We start from the raw sequence: 22,783 nt of genomic DNA, 5'->3' as shown, positions 1-22,783 counted from the left end.
TTTTAATTCTGCCGAAATACCTGCTTAACCTGTTGTGGTATTAAGCGTATTTAGAGCCTTGCATATCTGCACATGTATGCCCACTTTTGCATATATGCACTTTTTGTATCCCGCGTTTTTATTTGCATTGGCGTCATTGGCCATTCCGGTGGCAATACATCTTTTTAATTTCCGCAGATATAAAAAAGTATATTTCAGTAATGTACAGTTCTTAAAAAAACTACAGGAGCAGCAAGCGTCAAGTCGTAATTTAAAAGAGCGGCTCATCCTGTTATCGCGTTTATTGGCTTTGTTCTTCTTAGTGCTGGCTTTTGCCCGGCCCTTTATACCTCAAAGCGACGAAGATGCCGGCCGGCAAAACGTCGTAAGTATTTTCGTAGATAATTCATATTCAATGCAAACCCTCAACCGCGAAGGCGTTTTGCTTGACCAGGCGCGGCAAAAAGCTAAAGACATAGCTGCCGCTTACAGCCTTAACGACAGGTTTCAGCTGCTTACACAGGACTTTGAAGGAAAACACCAGCGCCTGTTAAGCCGGGATGAATTTAACGATGCTGTTGATCAGGTAAAAGTAAGCGCCTATAGCCGTGATATGCAGCAGATAGTCAACAGGCAGCAAAGTTTGCTCAACGAACAAAACGGCGTGGCCAGTAGTATCTACATTATATCTGACCTGCAAAAAAACATCGCTCCCGGAAGCGCTGTTACCACAAATAAGGGTACGCCGGTTAACCTGGTGCAGGTTAAGTCAAACGCGCTGGCCAATGTAGCGGTAGACTCTGTTTGGTTATTGAGTGCGGTGCATAAGCCCGGTGATAGCGAAAAGCTAGTAGTTAAGCTGCATAACTATGCTACCGAGGTGGCCACAAACGTGCCCTTAAAATTATTTGTTAACGGTGAGCAGAAAGCCGTAGGTAGTTTTACTATTAAGCCGCACGAGGTTTTAACAGATACGCTACGCTTTTCGGGTTTACTAGCCGGCTGGCAGCACGGCGAAGTACAACTGCAGGATAACCCGGTAACATTTGATAACAAATTTTTCTTCACCTTCCAGGTCAAAAAACAGATGCCTGTTCTGCTGATCGACGGTGGCGTTGAAAATACTTTTATTAAGGCGGCATTTGCAGCCGACGCGTTTTTTAAAACTACCAGGGTGCCCGAAGGCAACATTGACTATGCTGGCTTAAGCATCTACCCGCTGATAATCATCAGTGATGTTAATGCTATATCCCCGGGCCTTACCCAGCAATTACAACTATACGTAAAAAAAGGCGGTACGCTGGTTGTGTTTCCCGGTGCAGATGCTGACGTTGCAAGTTATAAATTATTGTTGCAGCCCCTCAATGCGGCATATCCGCAAATGCTTGTGGCCGGTGATGCTAAAGTATCCCTCTTAAACCTTCAAAATCCATTGTTTAAAAGCATATTCGATGAGGTTCCTCAAAATCCCGATCTGCCGGCAGTAAAAAAATATTACGCGTTAGCTGCCTCGGGCGGCGAAAATATAATGCAGATAGCCGGTAACCAGCCATTTTGGGCAGGATATAAAAGTAATGCAGGCAGGGTGTACATAGCCGCTGTTGCGTTAAGTGATGATTTTAGCAACCTGCAGCGGCATGGTCTTTTTTTGCCGGTTATTTACAGGATAGCTTTACTGAGCGGCCGCGATATGCCGCTATTTTATACCCTTGGCAATAACCAGAGTATTGAAACCCTGCCGTTACGGTCCACAGAAAAGCAGTTGGTAAGCATCGAAAAAAGTGGAAAAAAAATTATACCTGACGTAAGGCAACAGGAGGGGAGCACCCTGCTTTACCTGCCCGGGCAAGTGCTGGAACCTGGCGTGTACGAACTTAAAAGGCAAGACAGCATTGTTGCGTTGCTGGCGTTTAATGATAACAGGACGGAATCAGATTTGAGTTACTTGAGCGCAGGTGATATAGATAAGTTATTGCCCGGTAAAGATAACAGAGTTATAGCTGAACAAACACCATTAACAAGCGTAGCTAATGACGTAAATAATGGTATGCATTTATGGAAACTTTGTATAATTTTGACACTGATATTCCTGGCTGCCGAGATTGTGCTGATAAGATACTTTAAAATTGGTAAACGGAGCGTACAGCAGGAAGCGTCAACCCAAACTACTCAATTAAAGCAACGCTGATGAATTTGCTTATCAAAGCCTCCCTGATTACCGATCCAAACTCACCGTTTAATAACAAGACTGCTGATGTGTTGATAAAGAACGGTGTTATCGCCAGCATTGGTAATATAACTGACGCTGACGGCGTGAAGGAGTTCGATGCTGCAGGCGCATTTTTATCGCCTGGCTTTTTAGACCTTAATTGCAATATAGGAGAGTTGGGGCTGGAAACTAAAGAGGATATAGCAACCGGCACTGCCGCCGCCGCCGCCGGGGGCTTCACAGCGCTTGCGTTGATGCCCGGCACCCAGCCGCCGGTTCATTCTAAAGCCGAAGTTGAATACCTGCTTAACCGTGCTAAAGATAATTTAGTGGATGTTTTTCCGCTGGGGACAATATCATATAAGCGTGAAGGGAAAGACCTGGCGGAAATGTATGACATGTACAGCAGTGGTGCTAAAGCTTTTACCGACGGTAACCGGCCCGTACAGGATGCCGGGTTGATGGAGCGGGCTTTATTGTATGCCCAGGGGTTTGGCGCCGCGGTATTTTCATACCCTGAAGATACGGCCATTGCCGGCAAGGCAAAAGTGAATGAAGGCCACATCAGTACTATGCTGGGTATGAAAGGTATACCTCCGCTGGCTGAGGAGCTGATGATTGCGCGCGACCTTTATTTAGCCGAATACACCAATTCAAGAATACATTTTAGCACCATATCAACAGAGCGCTCTGTAAGCCTTATAAGAGAGGCGAAAAGCAAGGGTATAAAAGTAACGTGCGATGTAGCCGCGCATCATTTGGTACTCACAGACGAAGCTTTGCTGGGCTTTGACAGCATGTACAAAGTGAAACCTCCCTTACGTACGAAAGCGGATGCCGACGCGCTTGTAAGCGGTTTAAAAGATGGAACGATTGATGCCATAGTATCGCAGCACACACCACATGAGGTGGAGTTTAAGGACGTTGAGTTTGAAATAGCTGAATATGGTATAACCGGTTTACAAACAGCGCTTTCGCTCGCAGTGAAGGCCGGCTTATCTGCCGAAATAATTGTTCAGGCTATGGCTGTAAACCCGCGTAATATCTTATCGGTAAATACGCCGGTTATTAATGAGGGCGAAAGGGCCAACTTAACCCTGTTTAGCGTTAAAGAGGAGTGGACGTATACCCGCGAAAGCAATCTTTCCAAGTCCTACAATTCGCCTTATATTGGGCAAAACTTAACAGGAAAAACGCTGTTAACCTGTAACAATAACCAATTATTTAAATCATAAAACTATGATATTTCCTAAAGTCAGGTCGGCAGTTGACGCCGCTTTACAGGCCTATAGCAAATACAGCGGCTTTAACGCTGTTGAACTTGGCAAAGAGTTTCACGAGGTAATTTCATCAGACAAGGATTTTTTAAATAAAGTTGAGCTGCTGGATGCCGTGTTTGACAATAACCCACAGGTTGAAGTGTTGCGTGAAGTGTTCTTCGATTTGCTGTTGATCAATTTTTTTAGCGCAGATGTAAAAAAGCTGGAGGAAGATTACCTGGATACGCCGGAATGGGAAGCCATTGAGGAGGAGACCATTGACCGGGGCACAGAACTGCTAAACTTATTGTTATATCTTAATGAATGTGAAGACGAAGGTATTGAACCTGAGCTTGAAGACTTTTTAAAGGAATTTTTATTGGTTGATGAGGATGAGTTTCAGGACGAATATCGCATTTACGAACCGATAATTTCAAACCAGGTGCTTGCTGAAGGTTCGCTGGTTGACATAAGCGGTGTTGCCGCTACGTTACCTGATGATGCTGAACTTAAAGAGTTATTCTACCCGATAATGGCTTATTTCAGAAATACCAAACCTGCGGCCAATGCAGCAGATGACGTAGCGCAGCATGCGCCCGATAAGCCGTTTGATGTTGCAGTTTATGAGATATTAACTAACTTCAAATAACCTAAATTATTAACCATGACCGACACAATAAAACCATCAGCAACCCGGATAGCCACCAAATGGGCTTTTATAGGGCTCGCTATTACCATCGTGCTTACATATGCATTCGAGTTATTAGATATTGATCCTAACTCTGCGGCAAAATACATTAACTACATACCTTTTATAGCGCTGTTGCTGTTAACACAAAAGGAATATCGCGACGAACTGGGCGGGTACATGACTTTTGGACAAGGATTTTCTGCAGGATTTAGATACGCTTTATTTTCCGGACTGTTATCGGCGTTGTTTACCTACATCTACTTGGGATTTTTAAGTCCAGACCAGTGGACAAAGGCTATGGAAGTAGCACAAGCGCAAATGGAAGAAAAAGGCACCATGACTGATGAGCAAGTTAAGGTGGCTATGGACTTTACTAATAAATACGGCATGATTATGACTGTATTTGCTATAGCAGTCGGATCGGCCATCATGGGGGCTATTCTTAGTTTAATAGGAGCCGCCATATTTAAAAAGGAGCGTTCGATCTATGACAATGATCAGGAAGTAATAGAACAGCAGCCTGCTGAATAAAACTAAATTCCATCTCAGGCTTTTTGAGAAGCCAAAGTCAATCTCCGGACAATTAACCCCATTAGTTGGGCAAATAGTTCGGAGATTGCTTTTTCTTGCAATTATTTTGCTTGTATAATATTGAACTGTTTAATCAACGATAACAAGTTTTTTTGCTGCAAGTGTTTTATCGTCCGTCAGTACCTGTAAAATATAAACCCCATTTACCCAACCGGTAGTATTAACCGCTAATTTACTTCTTCCTGCAACGCGTTTGCCTTCACTCTGGGTATGTAGCACCCTGCCTGTCATATCCAGTATCCGTACCCGTACATCTGCGGGATTCACCAACAGATATTCAGCATTCAGTATTCCCCTTACCGGGTTGGGGTAAATTTCAAGTTTACCGGCATTAGTTTCAACGGTATCCGGCACAAAAGCTTTACGTGCATTCACTAATGTTGGTATGGTATCATTAAAGCTTTCAGTAGCTGTTTTGGATGCCGTGTAGGTGTTTTGCAATCTGAACCACCAATTGCCGGTACTATCAGGCAGATTATTCCCTTTAACCCATATGCTGTAATAACCCGTGCCGTGTTGTGCCGTAGTGGTTAAGGTTTGGCCTTTTTGGTTACTGTTAAACGTACGCGAGGCAACTTTTATATGCGTTGCATTATCAAGTGATGTTTTGTTAATTTCTACGTGCAAATTGGTTTTACCGGTCCAGCTTGTGGTGGCGTAATCTAAAAGCGATAAAGAAATGGTCTGGCCCTTGTCAACCCATATACGGCATACCTGCTGTTGCACATGACTGGCCGGCGGGATACTCAGATCTTTATTGGCCTCCCATTCCTGGGTAACCTGTTGTGCTACCGGCGTAAATGTACCGGTAATACCCGGCGCAGCCATAATCAAATAACCTCTGCCATTTTTATTGGCCGGCACGGTAACCCGCAGCCGCCCGCCGCTAACGGTAGCGGTAATATTGTGGTCGGTATAATCAACCAGCACGGTGCCATCGGGGATGGACGTAGGCGCATTAGCCGTAACAGGATAATTCTGGTCGCTGTTCAGGAACACCATTGTTGGGTTGGTTCCGTTTTTTTGAAAGGTATACACGTGACCGTTTGATGAGTTGTATTCATTCATAAGGTCGCCGGTACATAAAAATTTATGGCACCAGATCAATTTATTCAGGTGATAGTTTAAGGTGTTTCCGTCAATCATCGTACTGCCGTAACAATCAGCATCAGTTCCCCAATCCTTGTACGATACAATAGGAGTGCCGTACCCGATGGATAAGAGGTAAGCGTAACCGATTAATGATTCATGGGGCAGTAACGGGCTGGCGCTTGATTCGGTGTTTGCCTCATTTAAAACGGTTACCGATTGCTGCGGCGCTGTTACCATACTGCTTCTGTATATACCCCACGGCCCCGGGTCAACCGAGCCTGCCGCAGGATTGATTTCATTAGTAGTACCCCAGCTCAGATGTTTGGTTTGAAGTGATCCCATCCAAAAACGATTGGTTCGGCATAGCGCACGCAGGGTGCCTTGAAGGGCAAAGTCAAAAGTGGTAAAGTTACTGCCGGTTTGTTCCATTGAGTTATTCATCCACTGTTTAAAATGTACGGGCCCATATTTCGCCGTAAGTAGTTCTGCAAACCAAAACTTACCTTTCATATCGCCATAATTCACAAATTCTTTTAGCCAATCCCATGATATCCCGCCTGCAGCATCAATACGGTATCCCTGTATGCCGGTAGCACGCAGCAGCCAATCGCCCCACCTGTTTAACTGCTCGGCACAATACACTCCGTTTATGCCATGTACATCACGCTGCCCGGTAATATGTGCAAAATCGGGTCCGAAGGTGCCGTCGTCAGCGCCGGTAGGGGAGCCGTCAGGATATACCAGGTTAGGGGTATTCGGGTCATTTTTGCCACCAGGCGCGCCGGGGTATTGATTAGGATTGTGAAAATCGGGCGTATATTTTGGGAAGCGCCCGCCGCCAACACTATCATATGCATTTTTATAGCTATACCATAAATAGTCGGGCGCTGCAGGTTTAGCGTTAGGCGTTATAGATCGGTGGTTAAGTATAAGGTCTTCATAAACATTAATACCGTTGGCCCGAAGCATAGCTATACAACGGGTAAGTTGCGTACGCGAGCCGTACCGGGTTTGATAATTACCGTTTTGCAATTTGTCGCCCAAATCATAGTCATCATATATCCCATAGCCTGCGTCATATATACCGCCTACCAGGTACCTGGGTTTTTCGGGTGTGCCGGAAAAGCCCAGATTACCTTTGGACATTGGGGGCATCCATATCGACGTAAAACCGCTGGCCGCAATCTGATTTGCCTGTTTGGCTATCCTGTCGTAATGCCAGGTATCGGTAGGTATCGTTGAATTGGGATCTAAAGGGCATGGCACGGCATGAGTAGCTGTATTGTTAAACACACTCCCATCCCAGTGGCGCCCTAAATGAAAGCCTTGCAGCATCACGTCCTGGCACTTTGCAGTATAAACACCACCGCTAAAAACGATTAATAAAGAAGTAAAAAAAACAGATTTCTTTTGGAACATGACTCAGTATCGGTTTATAAAAAAGCAGTGCTCATTTAATGATGCACTGCTCAAATATATAAAAATACTGTTTATAAAGCCGTTTTCACGGTGTTTCATCGCGAGAACACATGTTTTAAAATGTCGTTTCCGAAAGCAAAAACCATTAGCGAAATAAGCATAACGAACCCTACCAGTTGGGCTCGTTCTAAAAATTTATCGCTTAGTGGTTTTCCTTTTATCATTTCGATAATAAGAAACAATGAATGGCCACCGTCAAGTGCCGGGATGGGCAATAAATTCATTAGTGCAAGTACCATTGATAGTAAGCCCGTGAGTCCCCAAAAACGTGCCCAGTCAAATTGATCTCCGTACATTGTGGCAATACCAATGGGGCTCGACACAGCTTTACGTGGGTTTACGTCGCCGGTAAATAGCTTGCCTAAGCCTTTAGCATTGTCTCTGAAAGTGCTTATAGCCCTTGAAGCACCAATAGGGAGGGATTCAAAGAAACCGTAAGTAATTGTTTTCCGTTCAAGCTCGTCAGGCTTACGTGAAAAACCAAGTGTCCCCTGATTAGTAACCTGCGCCGTTAGCTGCTTAATTTCACCCTTCCGTTTCACGTCCAGCTGAACTTTCTTTCCCTTATTATCAGCCAGCGTTTTACTCAACTGATCAAAAAAGGCAATTGGTGAGCCATTTATAGCAACTATACTATCTCCTTTTAAAAGTCCGGCCATTGCGGCATTGCTACCCTTAACTACCGAATCGACGCTGAATTTGCTTCGTGGCAGTATAAATTCACTTATGCCTTCGTCTGAAATGTCGTTAAGGATACTGGGTGGTACAGTGATATCAATATTCTGATTGCCGCGCCGTACATTTAACACGGTATTATCAAGCAATACCTTCGGGCTAATCAAATCTTCAAAACGCTCGATGGGTTTACCGTTAATGGCGTAAATTTTATCGCCGGCCTGCAGCCCGATTTTTGTACCCACTTTGCCAGGCGCTATGCCATATTTTATAGCCTCATTGGGTGTATAGCTTTCGCCGTAACTTACCGTTAACATCCAAAAGATGAAAATACCTACAATAATATTAACGATAATGCCGCCAAGCATTACGATAAGCCGCTGCCAGGCTGGTTTAGACCTGAACTCCCACGGCTGAGGTGGCCCTGCCATTTGCTCGGTATCCATTGATTCATCAATCATACCGGCAATTTTTACATAGCCGCCCAACGGCAGCCAGCCAATACCATATTCAACACCTTTGTAATTGAATTTAAACAAGCTGAAGTTCCAGGCATCAAAAAACAGGTAAAACTTCTCTACCTTGATACCAAAAGCGCGGGCCGCTATAAAATGCCCAAATTCATGCAGAATTACTAAAATTGAAAGACCGAGCAGTAGCTGGCCGGCCATTATTACTATACTCATTTATTTATTATCAAGTTGTTCTGCCTTTAACGGTAAAGGCGCTATTAAATTTTGTGCAAAGATGCGTGTTTGTTTGTCAGTATTCAAATAATCGGTTAATGCGGGCTGGGCTATAAAGTTTATTTGCTCCATACAACGCTCAATAATATCACTCATGGCTAAAAAACCGATCTGCCTATCAAGAAAAGCTGCCACAGCTACCTCATTTGCGGCATTAACAATGCAGGGCATATTGCCGCCCTTTTCAAGCGCATTAAAAACCAACGCCAGGTTACGGAAGGTATCTAAGTCGGGCTGTTCAAAAGTGAGACTTGGGTAATCGGTAAAGCTAAATCTTTTATACGTGTTGGCAATACGTTGCGGATACCCCAGCGCGTATTGTATAGGAAGTTTCATATCGGGTAATCCCATTTGTGCCTTAACAGAGCCGTCTGTAAACTGCACCATCGAATGAATGATTGATTGCGGATGAACAATTACGTCTATTTGTTCGGCCGTTAATCCAAACAGCCATTTTGCCTCTATCACCTCCAGGCCCTTATTCATTAACGATGCCGAATCGATAGTAATCTTAGCGCCCATCACCCAGTTTGGATGTTTCAGCGCGTCTTCCCGGGTTACATTCGCTAAAAATTCAGCGTCTTTACCTCTGAACGGGCCGCCGGAGGCAGTCAGAATAATCTTTTCTATTGAATTGTTTTCTTCGCCCACCAGGCATTGAAATATAGCGGAGTGTTCTGAATCTACAGGCAATATGCTTACACTGTGTTTTTTTGCGAGCGCCATAACCAGTTCGCCGGCTACTACCAGGGTTTCTTTATTGGCCAACGCTATGTGCTTGCCTGCCTGTATCGCAGCGATGGTTGATTCTAAACCAGCGAATCCTACCATGGCGGTTAATACCGTATCAATTTCTGCAAGGGTAACCAGTTGCGAAACCGCTTTATGGCCGGCGTGTACCTGTATATCGAAGGGAGCGAGCGCTTGCTTTACGGTATCGTACTTGCTTTCATCGCATATAGCCACGTGCGCAGGTTTAAAAGCAATGGCCTGTTGTATCAGCAGGTCTGCGCTGGTGTTGGCGGTAAGTAATACAACTTTAAATAAGTTGGTATTTTCAGCTGCCACCTCTAATGCCTGGGTGCCAATACTGCCTGTAGAACCCAGTATGGCGATGTTTTTAATATTGGTAGTTGCGTTCTGCATATTCCGTCGTCATTACGAAGTCCGAAGCAACCTCATAATCAGATTGCCATAGATTGCTTCGTACCTCGCAATGACGTATTATTAGTTGATATACCCCTCCAATTCATCTGCGATCTTCCTGTCGTTTGACAAGCGTGGCACTTTGTTTTGCCCACCCAGCTTACCCTGGCTCCGCATGTAATTTATAAAGGTATCTTTTTTTAGGCTTTGGACAATCAAAGGCTGCAAAATGTTACCCTCAATAAGGTCGAAATAGTAAATATTTTTTTTCTGTAAGGCCTGGTCCACCTTTAAGGCAAATGCTTTTAAATCTTTTGGTTGTTGCCCAAATTCAACAAACCATTCATGGTAAGGCAGCTGGCCGGGTGGGGGCGTTACTTGCGGTGCCACAGTAAATTCTACTACGTCAACGCCTTCTTCTTTTGCCACGCTCATGAGTGCGTGCTCAACTTCCTCACCAATTACATGTTCCCCAAAGGCTGATATATAATGCTTTATGCGTCCGCTGACAACTATCTTATATGGATTTTTAGACACAAATTTAACGGTATCGCCTATGCTATAGCCCCACAGCCCTGCGTTTGTGTTAAGTATCAGCGCGTAATTTTTATCCAGTTCTACGTCTTCAAGGCTAACACGGGTAGGGGTGTCATTAAAATATTCATCCGCAGGCACAAATTCATAAAATATACCCGCATCTACCAGCAGCAACAGACCTTTTTCGTTTTGCGAATCCTGGAAAGCGATAAAGCCTTCTGATGCCGGGTAGGTTTCAATCGTATCTATCGCAAAGCCTATGCTGTCTTCCATCCGCTTGCGATATGGCTCGTAATTTACGCCACCGTATACGTACAATTTAAAATTCGGGAAAATGTCCTTTATCTTTTTACCGCCATATTTTGCCGAAAGCCTGTCGAAATACATCTGGCACCAGGGCGGTATGCCCGATATCAGTCGCATGTCTTCTTTTGACGTTTCTTCAACTATGGCGTCAACTTTCTGCTCCCAATCCTCAATGCAATTCACCTCGTAACTAGGCAGGCGGTTTTTTTGCAGATAAGCAGGCACGTGGTGTGCCACAATACCTGATAGGCGCCCGGTTTGTATGCCTGCTTTTTCTGCAAGCGTAGGACTACCCTGCAAAAATATCATCTTTCCATCAACAAAATCTGAATTGCCGGTTTCGTAAATGTAACTGAGCAAGGCATTACGCGCAGCCTTAATGTGCTCAGGCATGCTTTCCTTGCTGATTGGAATGTATTTTACACCCGATGTAGTACCCGAGGTTTTGGTAAGGTAAGCCGGTTTGCCGGGCCACATTACGTTCTCTTCGCCTTTAGTTACCCGCTCAATATAGGGGCGAAGTTCTTCATAATCACGTATGGGTACCTGGTTTTTAAAATCCTGGTAGGTTTTTATTCCGCTGAAATTATGTGCCCTGCCAAAATCGGTATTTTGCGCCCGTGTAACAATTTGCAAAAAGGTTTTTTGCTGCAGGGCGACGGCATTTTTGCGCTGATGGTTTAGCTGCCTGTTTACATATGCCGCAAATACTTTACTTAAAATGGCTTTTAAACCCATAGCTTAATTTGTTTCGGCAACGTCGTCGTCAATATCCGAATGACTAAAAACAAGCTTACGATAAGTGACCGCCAGTACTATATTAACAAACGGATAGCTAAATAACATTGCCACCGAAATGAAGGCATAAATTTTTGAAAGATAGACCGGTACTGCTATTAATAAAAGTACTATGCCTAAAACGCTTACAATTTTTAACAAATAGCCTTTTGTTAACGAGAAACTTTGTTTTAAAGATTCCAGCGGACCGGAATGGTCGTCAACAATAAAATTATTAAAAAACATTATCCGCAATGCAAGATATAACCCCCCCAGAGTACCCACTGTAATAATAATATCCTGTACTACAGGATTGGTTTCGAGCATATTAACGCCAATGTTATAATTTGTTATAATAAAGGCCAGCAAAAAGATAACCGCAAGATAGCTTACTACCATTTTAACAGTGGGGACAATCTGCGAAAATTCAAACTCATAATATTCACTATCAATCACGGTAAAAATCAGTTTATACAGGCCCAGGGTTGAGTAAGCTTGTATAAATATTATGATAAAAGAAATGAGCATTGTGGCTGCAAAGCTTTCGGGTGTTACAGTAAAGGCGATAGCTACAGTAAATATTGAAAGTAAAATGAATGTTATAGCCGAATAAACTATAATGGTTACAAAGTTATTTTTATAAATGTGCCATGAAGTTTTTAATGTTTCAATGATAGAAAACGGATGGTACATAAATATGTTTAAAACTGTTTAAGAATAATACGCCGCGCTAAATCCTGCATAAAACCTAATCCGTAGGCGGTGAGCTGAATGAATGCGGTAGCTATGCTCAAAAATGCGATTTTTGCTGATTTGTTTTTCCACCAGGCGTGAAAAAATATTAACAAAATGTATACCGCCAGCAAAAAGTTACACAAATCTGCTAACCGCCAGCCGAATACATTGGCCACCAGGGTAAAAATAAGCCATAAGGTAAACAATGCCGGAAAAAAATGCACAGCTTTAAGCTGCCGGGGGAAGAACTTGTAAATATTTATACGCGCCCGGCCAAAAAAATGCGCCTGTTTATAAAACTGCATAAAGTTAGTACGCCGCTTGTGATAAACGCCGGCTTCCGGTATTAGACCAATTTTAAAACCGGCTGCATGTACCCTGATGCTATACTCGATATCCTCGCCCGATCGGGTAATAATAAATCCGCCAACTGTTTCCCAAACCTTACGTGATACGCCCATGTTGAAGCTACGTGGATGAAACTGTCCGCCCATATTTTTTTTACTGCCGCGTATACCACCGGTAGTAAAAGGGGATGTCATGCTGTAACTAATGGCTTTTTGAATAGGGGTGAAGGAAGGGTGCGCCGCGTCTGGCCCGCCATACATATCCAGCCAGCTGAGGTTTAACGAGTTATTAACGATTTCTAAGTAATCGGCAGGTATAAGGCAGTCCGAATCAAAAATGATAAAGTAATCGCCCCTGGCACGTTCAAAGCCATAATTGCGGGTAAAGCCCTGGCCTTCGTTGGGTTTTACATAATAAGTAACATCAAGCGTGGTCGCAAAGCCCCTTACTATTTCTGCGGCGTCCATAACCGAACCATCCTCAATTACTAAAACCTCAAACTGTTTGTAAGTTTGCAGGGTAAGGCTTTCCAGCAATTCTTTTATCTCCTGCGGACGGTTGTATAACGGGATGATGATGGAGAAAAACATTTTTGCTTACTACTATTACTCGCAATAACGGATGGTTATTAATTTAAATTACCTCCTCTACCTGGTAATTGTTGCGTTCGGGAGCGCTGCGTGATACCAATTCGGCAACAAAGCCGGTTAAAAACAGCTGTGAGCCTAGTATAATTGCTACCAGGGCTATATAAAACAAGGGGTTATCAGTGGCATCCCTGTAGTGCTCGTTCCGGCTTATGTGGTATAGCTTTTCAACTATGATCCACAAAGCCATTACCGTGCCCGCAAAAAAGCTAAGCACCCCAAGTGTGCCAAAAAAGTGCATGGGGCGTTTGCCAAACTTCCCCACAAAGAATATAGAAAGCAGATCAAGGAAACCGTTAACAAAGCGGCTTAAGCCAAACTTCGTTTTGCCGTACTTGCGTGCCCGGTGTTCAACTGTTTGCTCGCCGATTTTTGTAAAACCGGCCCATTTGGCAATTACCGGTATATACCGGTGCATTTCACCATAAACCTCAATATTCTTTACAACATCTCTACGGTACGCTTTCAGACCACAATTAAAATCATGCAGGTTATGTATGCCCGACATGCGGCGTGTAGCTGAATTGAATAACTTGGTAGGCAGGGTTTTGCTTATGGGGTCATACCGTTTGGCTTTCCAGCCTGATACCAGGTCATACTTCTCTTGTGTGATACGGCGGTATAGTTCAGGTATCTCATCGGGGCTGTCCTGCAGGTCAGCATCCATGGTAATCACCACATCGCCCTGGGCAGCTTCAAACCCTACATTTAGCGCGGCCGATTTACCGTAGTTCCGCCTAAATTTAATTCCTTTCAGATGCGGGTTTTGCTCTTTTAAACGGCAAATCATATCCCACGAGCCATCCTTGCTGCCGTCATCAACCAATATCACTTCGTAACTAAACCGGTTATTATCCATCACCCCTTTTATCCACGAGGTAAGCTCAGGCAATGATTCAACTTCATCGTAAAGGGGTATTACTACTGATATATCCATTTATAAGGCGAGGGGTTATCCTGCGCTGCCAGCAAAAATATAAAAAACAAGTAATGGTTTTATATAAAGTGGTTTGAAGAGGATTTTTAAATTTTGGATATTTGGGGATGCTTAGAACCTTATTATTTTTTCTGTTGGTAATACCCGTGCTGATTTGTAAAGCGCAATCCGAAAGTGATACCTTAAAAAAACATACTCCCGGCGAGGACGATGTTTACACTGCAGTTGATGTAGCGCCGGAATTTCCGGGAGGTCCAAATGAGTTCAGTAAATTTTTAGCCAGGAATACCCGGTACCCTGCCAGGGCAAGGGAGCGTAATGTACAGGGACGTGTTTTTGTAACCTTTATAGTTGAAAAAAATGGTGTGTTGTCAAATATTGCAATTTTAAAAAGATTAGGCTGGGGCTATGATGAGGAGGTAATAAGGGTGTTAACTCTGTCGCCAAGGTGGAAGCCGGGTACGGTAAACAATGAGCCTGTGCGGGTTCGATGTACTATACCTGTTGCTTTTAATTTAGCAAATGGCGAAACAAAAACCGAACCAATTAAGCTACCGGCAACCGACACCTTAGTGCAATATTATAAATATCCTGCTCAGTTAGTGCATAAAAAAGAAGATGCAGATTATATAACACTTATTTATCCGCCCTATAAATCAAACCCGCGGTGGCATCAACTGCGGCAGTATTATAAAACGGGTAAGATTAAATTCAATGGTTTTATAAACCAAATTAATGGCAACTTATACCTGACGGGTACAGGAATTGATTATTACCAGCACGGCTTTAAAAAATCAGTAACTACCTATAATGAACGTGAACGAAAAGACGGCAAAGAGTATTTATATTATCCAAACGGTAAACTTCACTCGGAAAGAGAACATGATCCGGTAAGCCGTGATTGGCCTGTACGTTATATAGAATGCAGGGATTCATTAGGGAATGTTATGACCGTGAAGGGTGATGGACAGTGGATCGAATATGATGAGTTATTTAGTAAGGTAACCCGGTCGGGTCCGGTAAAAAATAAAGTGCCACATGGCGAATGGACCATTTGGGAAAATGACAGCACTCAAACGGTTTACATATTAAAAAACGGCATTAAGGAATCGGTAAAGCTATTTTTAAGGGTCGAAAACGAATTTCATGCAGTAGATGATCTGCCGATGTATAAAGGTAGTTTAAGCGCACTGAACGAGTACGTGAAAAAAAATGTAAAATATCCCCAGCTGAAAGATAGCTATTCAGATGTAGTGTATTTGGCCGTTACTGCAACACCTAATGGACAACTTTCAAACATAGATGTGGAACAGTCTTCAAAAGATGTTTTTAATGAAGAAGCGATAAGAATTATACGCTCCTCCGGACCCTGGGTATCAAAAGTTACACTAACAAAACCTTTGAAATTAAAAATTGCGATAAAATTTAAGAATGGAACTGCCGCTTTAGAATATGTCAGGCTTTAACATGCGCTTTGATAGTGATGTAAATTAATCCAACCCCAACACCTTACTTGTCCGCTCTCTCGTCGCGTCAGCCAACGCCTCATCCTTTGATAACGATTGGCCGTAGGATGGTATCATTTGCCGTAGCTTGTCCTGCCATGCCGGTGAAGTTATTTTGGTTTTAAAGCAGCGCTCAAGCAGGGTAATCATTATAGGTACCGATGTTGACGCCCCCGGCGAAGCCCCAAGCAGGGCGGATATGGTGCCGTCGGCAGAGGTTACTACTTCCGTACCGAACTCTAATTTGCCGCCCCGTTTTTCATCTTTTTTGATGATCTGTACGCGTTGTCCGGCATTGTCAAGTGTCCAGTCTTCGGCTTTGGCGTTCGGGTAATAATCTTGTAACGCTTTCAGTCGGTCGGCCGGTGATTGTAGTACCTGGCTTATCAGGTATTTTGTTAAAGCCATTTCATGCAGTCCAACAGACAGCAGCGGACGAATATTATTGAACTTGATTGATTTGAAGAGATCAAGCAGCGAGCCTTTCTTTAAAAACCGTGTAGAAAAACCTGCGTACGGCCCAAAAAGCAGTTCTTTTTTCCCATTTACCAGTCGGCTATCTAAATGCGGTACCGACATTGGGGGAGAACCGACAGATGCTTTGCCATACACTTTTGCATTATGCTGCTTAATAACATCTTCGTTTCTGCAAACCAGCCATTGCCCGCTTACCGGGAAACCGCCGAAGCCCCGGCTTTCGCGAATACCAGATTTTTGCAACAGGGGCAAGGCGCCGCCGCCTGCACCTACAAATACAAATGTTGTATTAACCTTACGGCATTCGCCTGTAATTTTATCTTTTACTTTTACCTGCCAGCTTCCGTCGCGTTTACGGTTTATATCTTCCACATCATGGTTAATGTGCAGGTTAACCCCTGGTTGTTTGCTTAGTTTATCAAATAATATACGGGTGAGCGTTCCAAAATTCACGTCAGTGCCAATGTCCATGTAAGTGGCCGATACCTTTTCGGTGTCGTTACGGCCTTCCATTATTAAGGGTATCCATTGTTTCAGTTGCTCCCTGTCTTCGGAGTACAACATGCCTTTAAAAAAGTGATGCTTTGTTAGGGCTTCCTGTCTTTTTTTCAGGTAAGTTACATTGTCAGCGCCCCAAACAAAGCTCATGTGCGGAACTTTAACAATAAAATCCTTTGGTGAGCTAACGTAGTCGTTTTCTATCAAAAAAGCCCAAAACTCTTTGCTTATTTCAAATTGTTCGGCGATGTTTATCGCTTTTTTAATTTCAATGGAACCATCCGGGCGCTGAGGTGTGTAATTTAACTCGCAAAAAGCAGAGTGGCCTGTTCCTGCATTGTTCATCGCGTCCGAACTCTCAGCGGCCAATACGTCAAGGCGTTCAAATATCTCAATATTAATGTCGGGCTGAAGTTCTTTAAGCATTACACCTAAAGTGGCGCTCATAATACCTGCGCCTATTAAAACCACGTCAACTCTGCTATCTGAAACTTTCCTGTTATTATCCATTGTTATTTTGCACCCGGCACATAGCCTGTATATTAACTGATTAAAACGATTACGGTTTTCAGTGAATACGCCGGCCCGGCCGGGGAGTGGAAACCGAAATTTAAATCAGGCAATTTTAGTGATTTTTTGCAAAATAGGCGTGGTCGTTTTTAAATTGGCAAAACGATTATCAAAACTCTATCTCGACCAATTCCGGAAATTTTATACGGATTGAACGTATTTAAATATAATATTTTGATAGTTTAGTTATTTTGGGGTCTATATTTCGGGCTGTATTTTAAAATGTGTTGGTGAATGTATACAAAACAGGCCGCATGCAAAGTTGTTTTTGATTTAAAACTATGGTAATGCGCAAAATAACAATCACAATTGTATCGGTTTTCTAATTTGAAGCTGTCAGATATGTATTTTGTAAAAAAAAGATAAAAAATTTGTGATTTTGTTATGTTTTTTAATAAAATGATTTAAATTCGCATCAATAATTAATTGTAAATTATAATTACGGTAATTAAACCCCAATATTAAAAAAGAAAAAAGAGTTAAAAACATGGCAAAACTTGAGTACATCTGGCTTGACGGCTACAAACCAACACAAAGCCTGCGCAGTAAAACAAAAATTGTTAAAAGTTTCAGTGGTAAAGTAGAGGATCTGGATAACTGGAGCTTTGATGGTTCATCAACCGAGCAGGCACCAGGTGGGTCGTCTGATTGTATACTTAAACCAGTGTATGTAGTGCCTGATCCGCAAAGAAAAGATGGATACCTTGTTATGTGCGAGGTACTGGATTCAAAAGGTCAGCCTCATGAGTCAAATGGCCGTGCTTTAATAGAAGACGACGATAACGATTTCTGGTTCGGTTTTGAGCAGGAGTACTTCCTGTGGGATCCTGCATCTAACAAACCACTTGGTTTCCCGGTAAACGGTTACCCGGCACCACAAGGACCTTACTACTGTTCAGTAGGCGCTAATAATGCTTTCGGCCGCGAAATTGTTGAAGAGCACCTTGACGTATGCTTGGATGCCGGCTTAAATGTTGAGGGTATCAACGCAGAAGTTGCTGCCGGTCAGTGGGAGTTCCAGATATTTGCCAAAGGCGCTAAAGAAGCCGGTGACCAGATTTGGATAGCCCGTTACCTGCTTGAAAGAATAGGGGAGAAATACGGAGTATCAATAAACTGGCATTGCAAACCGCTAGGTCAACTAGACTGGAACGGTTCAGGCATGCATGCCAACTTCTCAAACACTTTGCTACGTACAGCAAATAGCGAAGCTAAATTTAAAGCCGTATGCGAGGCCTTCCGTCCGGCAGTTGCAGAGTGTATAGCTGTTTACGGTGCCGATAACGATCAGCGCTTAACCGGTAAGCACGAAACTGCTTCTATACATGATTTTAGCTATGGCGTGTCTGACCGTGGAGCGTCTATCCGCATTCCGCTTTATGCAGTTGATCATAATTGGAGCGGTTATCTTGAAGATCGTCGTCCCAACTCGGCTGCTGATCCATACAAAGTAGCTGCAGTGATTATCAAAACTGTTAAATCAGCTAAAATCTAATAAGTTATTTGTTCCCATAATTAGTTTTATCCCTGGCTTTTGATAAAGGTCGGGGATTTTTTTTGATCACCGGCGTTTTAACGAGGCTTACTGCAGGTACTAATACCTTTCAGTTGCATAATAGGCGGATACACCCTGTTCAACAATTATTACCCTTTATTTTTAAATAGTCTCCCGAAGGAATTACCGCGTTTTCATTTACCGGCCAATTATAGAGGTAAACCCAGCAGGTTAGTGACTCAGCATCGGTTTCAATAGTAATTAAGTCTCTGCGGTACTCATGGGGTTCAGGGTTCTCCCGGCTGATGCCTTCGTATTCATCAAGTTGATCAAAAACTTCGTCGGGGTTAACTAACTCGTAAACGGCCCCTTGAACATAGGTAGACGAGTCTGATTCATAGACAGCACCCGGGTAATTACCGATATTGTACAACCGGCCAGGGAATTTTCCCCTTTTTAAAAACCTGCTGTGTGCATTTAAATATTTACCAAAATAATTATCAGTGCTTAATAATGTACCATAAACAAATAGAAGTGCAGGGGTAACATTCATCAGGTTAATTTAAACAATTATCAACCGCTTTCCAATATCTTTGCTTAATTTCACACAAGGCTATAACATTCTAAAATGAATAAAGACCAACTGCTTGCATACATCAATGAGAACGATATTCAAAAAGTAAAATTCGCCTTCGCTGATATCGACGGCGTTTTGCGCGGAAAGACCATTAGTACCGAAAAACTTCTGGACGGACTGCAGGATGGTTATGGTTTTTGCGATGTAGCTTTTGGTTGGGATGTAAATGATGCCGCTTACGACAATGTAAAGTTAACTGGTTGGCATAGCGGCTACCCTGATAAAAATTGCCGGATTGATTTGGCTACCATGCGGAATATTCCCTGGCAGGAAAATATCACCTTTTTCCTGGCTGACTTTAGCAAAGAAGACGGAAATGACTTGTCGGCATGCCCGCGGAGTTTATTAAAACGTATCATTAAACAATGCGATGAAATGGGGTACCACGCTGAGTTTGCGCAGGAGTTTGAATGGTTCAACTTCCGTGAAACGCCGCATAGCCTGCAAGAAAAGAGTTTCAACCAGCTGAAACCACTTACACCGGGAATGTTTGGATACTCTATCTTGCGCACATCGCAAGAGAATGCTTTTTATACCGATCTGTTTGATTTGCTTACCCGTTTTAATATTCCCGTTGAGGGCTTGCATACCGAAACGGGTCCCGGCGTTTACGAGGCCGCCATTGCGCACGATAATACATTAGCCGCTGCAGACAAAGCGGCGTTGTTTAAAGCTGCTGTGAAAGAGATAGCCTCTATACATGGCATAACAGCTACCTTTATGGCTAAATGGAATGCTGACCTGCCCGGCTGCAGCGGGCATATACATCAAAGCCTTTGGGATAAATCCTATAAAACTAACTTGTTTTATAATGCTGATGATGAGCAAAATATGAGCGATCTTTTAAAGCATTATTTAGCAGGTCAGCTATACTGCCTGCCACATTTACTGCCCATGTATGCGCCAACCATCAATAGCTATAAACGATTGGTAGAAGGGGCTTGGGCACCCACAACAATAACGTGGGGTGTAGATAATCGCACCACGGCCATACGCATTTTAAACAGCAACGAAAAATACACGCGCCTTGAAATGCGCATACCCGGATCTGACAGTAACCCATATCTGGCGATAGCCGCGTCTTTGGCCTCAGGTTTATATGGCGTAAAGCATAAGCTATCACTTAACATAGCTGCTACCCAGGGCAATGGTTACCAGGATGTGAGTAACGGACGCTTACATAGTAACCTGCACGATGCCACGATGGCCATGCAGAATTCGTCTGTGGCTAAAGAGTTGTTTGGCGAAGCTTTTGTTGACCATTTTACCAATACGCGCTTGTGGGAGCATCGCCAGTATGCTAAAAGCGTGAGTGATTGGGAGTTGAAAAGGTATTTTGAGATCATATAACATTAAAAAAGGCGTCATTGCGAGGTACGAAGCAATCTCCGGCTATACATTCCAGTTGTTGATCGGCTCTTAATGTGTAAAAATTGCTTCATTCTTCGCAATGACGGATACACATAGGTTTAAATTGCGTAAATCCATTCCAGTATTGAAAAATGTTACTTCCTTTGCAATCAGGAATTATAAATCTGCATGGACTACTCAATTATAATAAAAAAGGCGTGGGAGGGATATGATGCTTCAAAAAACATAAAAACTATTGATGACATCAGTGCCAAAGTTTCTACCAATCACGTATACCGCATAACTTTTGATGATGACGATATCATCATCGCCAAACTATCATACTTCGGTAAATTTGAGCATTTTAAGGAAGATCACCGTTTAATACATTCCCTTTCAAATAACCTGCTATACCCGTTTGAAAACCTGCTGGCCAAATCATTACTTAAAAATAACCGGGTATATATATATCATTACAAGCACCGTAAAATTGATGCGTGGGTAGTGTTTTACAATCCCACCCGCATTATGGACCGCCTGCCGAGGCAATTGGAAGAAGAGCATATTATAAAATTAGGGCAACAGGTAGGGAAATTTCACAAAGCCTGTTCAAGGGTTAAAAATGTGCTGCCAAAGTCGTCAAAAACGCTGCGTACGGATATAAACAAGTTGCTTGACCAATTGGCTACTAATGAAAAAACGTTTGGTAGCCGCATGCAGGCCGATTATATTAAATACCAGTGCGAGCAGTTTTTAAAAAACCGGTCGAAATATTCGATGAACACCTTTGAGATTATACCGGTCTTCATTGATTGGAACATTGGCAACTTTTCGGTAACGCCCGATCTTGAGCTGTATTCGCGCTGGGATTACGATTGGTTCAGGATGAGCTATCGTGTGCTCGATTTTTATTTTTTTAGCCGGGTGGTATCATCTATAGGCGATCGTACGGTTTTCAGTTATGTAATTGATACCATGATGGAAGACCGTTTTATATTGTTTTTGCAGGAATACCATAAAATCAACCCGCTTAAAGCCGATGAGATTCGGTTTTTGAAAGAGGCATATCGTTTTTTCATTTTGAATTATGTAATTAAAGATGGTAAATACTTTTTCCATGAGCAGTATGCAAAAAAATTGCAGGCCGAGGCTTTTGATATTTACCTGCCTTCGGTAGACAGGGATTTTAACGCAGAGAAAATTATAGATGCACTGAATTTGAAATAGATGAAGCATATAGATAATTTCCGTTCAATTATTGACCGCTACCAGGTAGTGTTTTTTGATGCCTTTGGGGTGCTTAAAAATTATAAGGGCCTGGTGCCAGGTATAGAAAAGACGTTTCGGTATCTTGAAGAACAAGGTAAGGAATATTATATTGTTACCAACGATGCATCGCGCAGCCCGGCACAACTGGCCGAATCATATCACCGGAATGGGCTTGATATAATCGACCCCGAGCGTATTGTGTCCTCAGGCATGCTGGCTAAGGAATACCTGGATCTTAAAGTTAAAGACGGTATTGTGGCCTTTATGGGCACGCCCGAGTCGGCACATTACATTGAAAACGAGCGCTGGCAAACCTTATCAATAGCTGAAATTAACAGCACCAACATTGATAAAGTAAACGCTGTGGTTTTTATGGATGATGAGGGGTTTGACTGGTTTGAGGATATTAATAAAACTGTTAACATACTGCGTAAGCGTACCATCCCCGCCATTGTGGCTAATACTGATTACGCTTATCCCTTATCTGTAAATGATGTGTCGGTAGCTATTGGCAGCATTGCCAATATGGTTGAAAATATCGTGGGCAAAGAATTTATACGTTTTGGTAAACCTGACTCACAGATGTTTATGTTTGCTTATGACCTTATACGCGACAGGAGACCGATTAATAAAAAAGAAATTGTAATGGTGGGAGATACCTTGTTTACCGATATTATTGGCGGTAATAAATTTGGTTTGGACACTGTTTTGGTGCTATCCGGTAACACATTGGCTGAGGATGCCGAGGCTAACATCCACTCTACAGGTATTGTACCAACCTACATTTGCGAAAGCGCTGTAATAAACGAGGGAGAACTGGATTTTTAA

General features: G+C 43.0%; 18 protein-coding genes. 9 read left to right on the top strand and 9 right to left on the bottom strand.

Annotation, left to right across the window (positions count from 1 at the left end; all coding sequences use genetic code 11):
- Window positions 1–76: 76 nt before the first annotated feature.
- The 4 genes from DJ568_RS05005 to DJ568_RS04990 are packed head-to-tail and all read left to right on the top strand — an operon-like array spanning window position 77 to window position 4,669.
- Window positions 77–2,167, top strand: a complete 2,091-nt coding sequence (locus DJ568_RS05005) for a BatA domain-containing protein (RefSeq protein ID WP_114004143.1) — start codon at window positions 77–79, stop codon at window positions 2,165–2,167.
- Window positions 2,167–3,423, top strand: coding sequence for a dihydroorotase (locus tag DJ568_RS05000; protein ID WP_199560868.1), 1,257 nt, complete (start codon window positions 2,167–2,169; stop codon window positions 3,421–3,423). The genes DJ568_RS05005 and DJ568_RS05000 overlap by 1 nt, the downstream gene beginning before the upstream one ends.
- 4 nt (window positions 3,424–3,427) lie before the next feature.
- A complete protein-coding gene (locus DJ568_RS04995) occupies window positions 3,428–4,096 on the top strand; it encodes a hypothetical protein (RefSeq protein ID WP_114004141.1) in 669 nt (222 codons plus the stop codon).
- Window positions 4,097–4,111: 15 nt separating this feature from the next.
- Window positions 4,112–4,669 carry a DUF4199 domain-containing protein gene (locus DJ568_RS04990; protein ID WP_114004140.1) on the top strand — a complete coding sequence of 186 codons (558 nt, stop codon included), beginning with the start codon at window positions 4,112–4,114 and terminating at the stop codon, window positions 4,667–4,669.
- Between the two features lie 129 nt (window positions 4,670–4,798).
- Here DJ568_RS04990 and DJ568_RS04985 read toward each other — a convergent pair whose 3' ends face one another.
- The 7 genes from DJ568_RS04985 to DJ568_RS04955 form a co-directional block, all read right to left on the bottom strand.
- Window positions 4,799–7,240 carry a T9SS type A sorting domain-containing protein gene (locus DJ568_RS04985; RefSeq protein WP_114004139.1) on the bottom strand — a complete coding sequence of 814 codons (2,442 nt, stop codon included), beginning with the start codon at window positions 7,238–7,240 and terminating at the stop codon, window positions 4,799–4,801.
- Window positions 7,241–7,335: 95 nt separating this feature from the next.
- The gene (gene rseP, locus DJ568_RS04980) at window positions 7,336–8,661 is read right to left on the bottom strand and encodes an RIP metalloprotease RseP (RefSeq protein WP_114004138.1); all 1,326 of its coding nucleotides are present in this window, start codon (window positions 8,659–8,661) and stop codon (window positions 7,336–7,338) included.
- Entirely contained in the window at window positions 8,662–9,867 is a 1,206-nt protein-coding gene (locus DJ568_RS04975) for a 1-deoxy-D-xylulose-5-phosphate reductoisomerase (protein WP_114004137.1), read from the bottom strand.
- Window positions 9,868–9,948: 81 nt separating this feature from the next.
- On the bottom strand, window positions 9,949–11,448 hold the full coding sequence (locus DJ568_RS04970; RefSeq protein ID WP_114004136.1) for a GH3 auxin-responsive promoter family protein: 1,500 nt from the start codon (window positions 11,446–11,448) through the stop codon (window positions 9,949–9,951).
- Window positions 11,449–11,451: 3 nt separating this feature from the next.
- Window positions 11,452–12,180, bottom strand: coding sequence for a hypothetical protein (locus DJ568_RS04965; protein WP_114004135.1), 729 nt, complete (start codon window positions 12,178–12,180; stop codon window positions 11,452–11,454).
- 8 nt (window positions 12,181–12,188) lie between these two features.
- Complete coding sequence (locus tag DJ568_RS04960; RefSeq protein ID WP_114004134.1) at window positions 12,189–13,160, bottom strand: glycosyltransferase; 972 nt, start codon at window positions 13,158–13,160, stop codon at window positions 12,189–12,191.
- A 43-nt stretch (window positions 13,161–13,203) separates the two neighbouring features.
- Entirely contained in the window at window positions 13,204–14,154 is a 951-nt protein-coding gene (locus DJ568_RS04955; protein WP_114004133.1) for a glycosyltransferase family 2 protein, read from the bottom strand.
- Between the two features lie 107 nt (window positions 14,155–14,261).
- Between DJ568_RS04955 and DJ568_RS04950 the strand changes: the two genes are divergently transcribed.
- Window positions 14,262–15,620 carry a TonB family protein gene (locus DJ568_RS04950; RefSeq protein ID WP_114004132.1) on the top strand — a complete coding sequence of 453 codons (1,359 nt, stop codon included), beginning with the start codon at window positions 14,262–14,264 and terminating at the stop codon, window positions 15,618–15,620.
- Between the two features lie 24 nt (window positions 15,621–15,644).
- Here the strand turns inward: DJ568_RS04950 and DJ568_RS04945 are convergent, their stop codons facing one another.
- On the bottom strand, window positions 15,645–17,177 hold the full coding sequence (locus tag DJ568_RS04945; RefSeq protein ID WP_262510666.1) for a malate:quinone oxidoreductase: 1,533 nt from the start codon (window positions 17,175–17,177) through the stop codon (window positions 15,645–15,647).
- Between the two features lie 514 nt (window positions 17,178–17,691).
- On the opposite strand from DJ568_RS04945, the gene DJ568_RS04940 reads away from it, so the two are divergent.
- Window positions 17,692–18,699, top strand: coding sequence for a glutamine synthetase beta-grasp domain-containing protein (locus tag DJ568_RS04940; RefSeq protein WP_114004130.1), 1,008 nt, complete (start codon window positions 17,692–17,694; stop codon window positions 18,697–18,699).
- 139 nt (window positions 18,700–18,838) lie between these two features.
- Here DJ568_RS04940 and DJ568_RS04935 read toward each other — a convergent pair whose 3' ends face one another.
- Window positions 18,839–19,252, bottom strand: coding sequence for a gamma-glutamylcyclotransferase family protein (locus DJ568_RS04935; RefSeq protein ID WP_114004129.1), 414 nt, complete (start codon window positions 19,250–19,252; stop codon window positions 18,839–18,841).
- A 75-nt stretch (window positions 19,253–19,327) separates the two neighbouring features.
- On the opposite strand from DJ568_RS04935, the gene DJ568_RS04930 reads away from it, so the two are divergent.
- The 3 genes from DJ568_RS04930 to DJ568_RS04920 all read left to right on the top strand — a co-directional run bounded on the left by DJ568_RS04930 (window position 19,328) and on the right by DJ568_RS04920 (window position 22,783).
- The gene (locus tag DJ568_RS04930; RefSeq protein ID WP_114004128.1) at window positions 19,328–20,686 is read left to right on the top strand and encodes a glutamine synthetase family protein; all 1,359 of its coding nucleotides are present in this window, start codon (window positions 19,328–19,330) and stop codon (window positions 20,684–20,686) included.
- A 189-nt stretch (window positions 20,687–20,875) separates the two neighbouring features.
- Complete coding sequence (locus DJ568_RS04925) at window positions 20,876–21,913, top strand: hypothetical protein (protein WP_114004127.1); 1,038 nt, start codon at window positions 20,876–20,878, stop codon at window positions 21,911–21,913.
- On the top strand, window positions 21,914–22,783 hold the full coding sequence (locus DJ568_RS04920; RefSeq protein WP_114004126.1) for a TIGR01459 family HAD-type hydrolase: 870 nt from the start codon (window positions 21,914–21,916) through the stop codon (window positions 22,781–22,783).

This window comes from Mucilaginibacter hurinus, assembly GCF_003324525.1.
Classification (GTDB): Bacteria; Bacteroidota; Bacteroidia; order Sphingobacteriales; family Sphingobacteriaceae; genus Mucilaginibacter; species Mucilaginibacter hurinus.
Note: the sequence above shows the minus strand (reverse complement) of the source record. Positions and strands in the feature narration are given on the sequence as shown.